Raw genomic sequence first — 3,413 nt, forward strand, 5'->3', positions numbered from 1 at the left:
GAGCCTCCGCACGGTCTGCTGCCAGGCGGTGCCCCGGGCGCCGCCGCCGATCAACAGCAGGGGTTCCGAAGGGTCCGCGTCCTCGTCGAGGACCAGGTCGAGCGCGCCGAGCAGGGAGTGCACGGCACCGTCGTAGGCGGCCTGGAGGAGCTGACCGGCCGTGGTGTCGTGGCGCAGGCCGTGCAGCAGGCCCGAGGCGTTCGGCAGGTTCGGGGTGCGTTCGCCGTCCAGGTACGGCAGCAGGGTCACGGCCGTGCCGGGCTCCACCGCCTCGCGGTCCAGGCCCAGCAGCGCCGCGACGCGGTCGACGGCGAGCGTGCAGTTCAGGGTGCAGGCCAGCGGCAGCCAGTCGCCGCGGGCGTCGGCGAACCCCGCCACCGTGCCGCTCGGGTCGGCGGACCGGTGCCGGGACACGGCGTACACCGTGCCCGAGGTGCCGAGGCTCATCACCGGCACACCCGGCCGCACCCCGAGGCCCAGCGCGGCAGCGGCGTTGTCGCCCGTGCCGGGCGCGACCAGGGTGCCCCGGGAGAACGGCAGGTCATGGCCGTCACGCACCGTGCCCGCCACCTCGCCGGGCCGGACCACGCGGGGCAGCAGGGCCGGGTCGAGCCCGACGTGCGCCAGGATCTCCTCGTCGTAGCCTTCCGTCCCGGACGCCCACCAGCCCGTCCCCGAGACATCGCCGCGGTCGGTCGTGCCCTCCCCGGTGAGCCGCTCGGTGAGGTAGTCGTGGGGGAGACGCACGGCCTTCGTGGCGCGCACAGCCTCCGGCTCGTGCTCGGCCAGCCAGGCCCACTTGGTGACCGTGAACGAGGCGGCGGGCACGCTTCCGGTGCGATCGGCCCAGAACTTCGCGCCGCCCAGTTCCTCCGTCAGCCGGCCGGCCTGCGGCGCCGAGCGCACGTCGTTCCACAGCAGGGCGGGCCGCACCGGCTCGCCCCGGGCGTCCAGAGTGACGAGGCCGTGCTGCTGCCCGCCGACCGATACCGCGGCGGCCTCGTGCGCAGCGTCACCGCACTGGCGCAGGGCCGCGCACAGCGCGTCCCACCACTGGCGGGGGTCGGTCTCCCGCCCGGCCCCCGAGGAGACCGTGTGCGGTGCCTGGCCGCTCGCGACCACCCGGCCGGTGGACGCGTCGACGACCAGCGCCTTGGTGGACTGGGTGGACGAATCCACACCGACGACGAGCGGACCCTCGGCTGCTGACATCGGGCTTCTCCCTACTGCGCGCGGCACGTGTCTCCGTTCGGAGCCACCTTCTCTCTTCCCAGAGAGGTGCCTGCATACTAATTTGTAAATCGGCATGACGAAATAGCCTCAGCGAGCAAGGAGCCGCGGCATGAGCTACCAGCCCACCCCCGAGGACAGGTTCACCTTCGGCCTGTGGACCGTCGGCTGGCAGGGACGGGATCCCTTCGGCGACGCCACTCGGCGTGCCCTGGATCCCGTCGAGACGGTGCAGCGCCTGGCCGAGCTGGGCGCCCACGGCGTGACCTTCCACGACGACGACCTGATCCCGTTCGGCTCGAGCGACACCGAGCGCGAGGCGCACATCAAGCGCTTCCGCCAGGCGCTGGACGCCACGGGCATGAAGGTTCCGATGGCCACCACCAACCTCTTCACGCACCCGGTCTTCAAGGACGGCGCGTTCACCGCCAACGACCGCGACGTGCGCCGCTACGCCCTGCGCAAGACCATCCGCAACATCGACCTCGCCGCCGAGCTCGGCGCCCAGGTGTACGTGGCCTGGGGCGGCCGTGAGGGTGCCGAGTCGGGCGCCGCCAAGGACGTCCGCGCGGCCCTGGACCGGATGAAGGAGGCCTTCGACCTGCTCGGCGAGTACGTCACCTCCCAGGGCTACGACCTGCGCTTCGCGATCGAGCCCAAGCCGAACGAGCCGCGCGGCGACATCCTGCTGCCGACCGTGGGCCACGCCCTGGCGTTCATCGAGCGCCTGGAGCGACCGGAGCTGTACGGAGTCAACCCCGAGGTCGGGCACGAGCAGATGGCCGGGCTGAACTTCCCGCACGGCATCGCGCAGGCACTGTGGGCGGGCAAGCTGTTCCACATCGACCTCAACGGCCAGTCCGGCATCAAGTACGACCAGGACCTGCGCTTCGGCGCCGGCGATCTGCGTGCCGCGTTCTGGCTGGTCGACCTGCTGGAGTCGGCCGGATACTCCGGTCCGCGGCACTTCGACTTCAAGCCACCGCGGACCGAGGACCTCGACGGCGTGTGGGCCTCGGCGGCCGGCTGCATGCGCAACTACCTCATGCTCAAGGAGCGCGCCGGCGCCTTCCGTGCCGACCCGGAGGTCCAGGAAGCCCTGCGCGCGGCCCGGCTCGACGAGCTGGCCCAGCCCACCGCCGCGGACGGGCTCCAGGCGCTGCTCGGCGACCGGTCGGCGTTCGAGGGGTTCGACGTGGAGGCGGCCGCCGCGCGCGGTATGGCCTTCGAGCACCTGGACCAGCTGGCGATGGACCATCTGCTGGGGGCACGTGGCTGAGTCCACGCGCGCGTGCGGCCCGCCGGCCGGTCACTCCAGCCGGCCGGCGGACCCGTCATGCTCCGGAGCCATGCGGTCCACGCCATGAGTCCGTATCAGCTTCCGCACGCCCCTCCCGGCGTGAGGAGAGCGCGGCGACTCTGGTCGGTATGGCCACGCCGCCCGTACCACCGCGCCCGCCCGGACCTCCCCGGCGCCGCAATCCGCTGCTCATCCTCCTCACCGTGCTCCTGGCCGTCGCTGCCGTGTCCCTCGTGGTGCTGATGGCCTCGGGCAGGGGCGACTCGCCGGACGAGGAGCCCTCCGGCGGGAGCACGAGCCGCACTCCCGCACCGTCCTTCAACATCCCCACACGGTTGCCCAGCGGACTGCCGACCCGACTGCCGTCGGGCTTCCCGACCCAGCTGCCGAGCGATCTGCCCAGCGACCTTCCGAGCGACCTCGAATCGCTTCTGCCGTCCCTGGACCCCGGCGAGCTACTGCCCTGACGCCTGCCGTCTCCTCACCCGGCACAGGCTCGCCCCCCACCACCGGCACGGCGCTGGAAGGGGCCCTGGCGCCGGACCTCACAGGGAGTCTCCTCCTCCTGCCGGGAGTTCCGCCGAAGCCGGAGCCGCCACCGAGGCCAGGGCCGTCGCGGGGTCCTGGGCGGCGCCTCCGGCGGGCTGCCAGCGGCCGCGTTCCTTGCGGTAGGGCCACCAGCGGCCGTCCCGGCCGAGGCGCAGCTGGACCGGCGCACCGGCGACCGTCCAGCGGTTGGCTCGCGCTCGCAGCTCCGGCCGTTCGCCGGTGTCCCACGCCGAGTCCAGGGCGGTACGCGCGCGTGCGAGCGTTTCGTCCTGCGGTGCTGCGCCGTGCCCTCGCCACCCCAGGCGCGCCGCTGCGGGAACTGACGGCCGTGACC

General features: G+C 73.2%; 3 protein-coding genes and 1 pseudogene. 2 read left to right on the forward strand and 2 right to left on the reverse strand.

What is annotated here, in order from left to right; translation table 11 throughout:
* On the reverse strand, positions 1-1,212 hold a 1,212-nt coding region (gene xylB / locus ABZ281_RS42985; RefSeq protein WP_356663534.1), incomplete at its 3' end, for a xylulokinase.
* Positions 1,213-1,342: 130 nt separating this feature from the next.
* On the opposite strand from xylB, the gene xylA reads away from it, so the two are divergent.
* Positions 1,343-2,509, forward strand: coding sequence for a xylose isomerase (xylA, locus tag ABZ281_RS42990; RefSeq protein ID WP_356663536.1), 1,167 nt, complete (start codon positions 1,343-1,345; stop codon positions 2,507-2,509).
* Between the two features lie 149 nt (positions 2,510-2,658).
* A complete protein-coding gene (locus ABZ281_RS42995) occupies positions 2,659-2,997 on the forward strand; it encodes a hypothetical protein (RefSeq protein WP_356663538.1) in 339 nt (112 codons plus the stop codon).
* Between the two features lie 78 nt (positions 2,998-3,075).
* On the opposite strand, the pseudogene ABZ281_RS43000 reads toward ABZ281_RS42995, so the two are convergent.
* Positions 3,076-3,413 (reverse strand): annotated as a pseudogene (locus tag ABZ281_RS43000) (SWF or SNF family helicase); the annotation flags it as partial.

It is taken from the genome of Streptomyces sp. NPDC006265 (assembly GCF_040613555.1).
Classification (GTDB): Bacteria; Actinomycetota; Actinomycetes; order Streptomycetales; family Streptomycetaceae; genus Streptomyces.

Excerpts from the sequence above, each read along its gene's own strand:
- ABZ281_RS42995 (WP_356663538.1), top strand. The coding sequence starts at position 2,659 with ATGGCCACGCCGCCCGTACCACCGCGCCCGCCCGGACCTCCCCGGCGC.
- xylA (WP_356663536.1), top strand. The coding sequence starts at position 1,343 with ATGAGCTACCAGCCCACCCCCGAGGACAGGTTCACCTTCGGCCTGTGG.